Source organism: Aeromonas sp. QDB56, from assembly GCF_027705505.1.
Classification (GTDB): Bacteria; Pseudomonadota; Gammaproteobacteria; order Enterobacterales; family Aeromonadaceae; genus Aeromonas; species Aeromonas caviae.
Window position 1 is genome coordinate 1 of sequence record NZ_JAPDBZ010000308.1, and the last position, 892, is coordinate 892.

At 47.1% G+C, this 892-nt stretch carries 2 protein-coding genes; both read right to left on the reverse strand.

Translation table 11 applies throughout. The features are described from left to right. Positions 1-44: 44 nt before the first annotated feature. Complete coding sequence (locus OKB81_RS20595; protein ID WP_270805454.1) at positions 45-503, reverse strand: hypothetical protein; 459 nt, start codon at positions 501-503, stop codon at positions 45-47. A 99-nt stretch (positions 504-602) separates the two neighbouring features. Continuing rightward, positions 603-812, reverse strand: a complete 210-nt coding sequence (locus OKB81_RS20600) for a transporter substrate-binding protein (RefSeq protein ID WP_333563085.1) — start codon at positions 810-812, stop codon at positions 603-605. Positions 813-892 lie beyond the last annotated feature (80 nt).

Below are 892 nucleotides of genomic sequence, written 5' to 3' on the forward strand. Positions count from 1 at the left end.
CTGCTGTCTGAATGAACAATATTTGTTCGAATGTATGGGGTTGTTCAAAGTATAAACACTGATGCGTCAGCCCTGGATTTCACTGCCTGCAAACGTTTCTCTGCATTCGGATCATTTAAGGCCAGTTGAGCTGATAATTCAGCAATTTGGCGGCGCAAGGCATTGTTCATCGCCACCCGTTTGAAATCAGAACTGTCACCGGCAACTGCTTGTTTGTCGGTTAAATTAACAAATATTTCGCCCTGACGAATGACCATCAGTTCGTCACTTTTACGGAAAAACAGCTCACCGTTATCCAACGCAATAAAAAGATCAGATGCATAAGGTTCACCGCTGGCAGCAATTGTCGTGATGGCCTCTTTCTTGGCGGTAAAATCACGACCACTCAGTGCTTTTAATGCCTCATCGGTGGTCATCGCCTGCGCCATGACACTCCAGAGACCCATCATCAGGGTTAAACCAACCACGATGATTCGACTGCATCCTGCCTGTATTAATCGCATCATGCTTTCCTTGTCCCAGAGAAAATGAACTTTCTCTCTTTAATTCCGAAGGTGTTAAAAATTCAGGGCGGAATATCTCCCGCCCTGTCAGTCACGGAATTAACCGCCGCATTTACCTGTTTTCACGTTGAAGTTGCCGCAAGAGAGCGGTTTACGCCAATCGGAGATCAGGTCTTTTGAGCCTGGTAAGAAGTCAGACCATTCGTCACCAACAACAGTACCTTTGGTTTCAGAAACCACTTCGAACTGGCCGTCGTCCTGAATTTCACCGATCAGCACAGGTTTCGTGATGTGATGGTTTGGCATCATGGCTGGCCTTGTTGCACAATTCCAAAGCAGGACAGCAGTCTCTCAGGCGCCGATTTCGCTCAGTTGACCTGTTGTCGTAC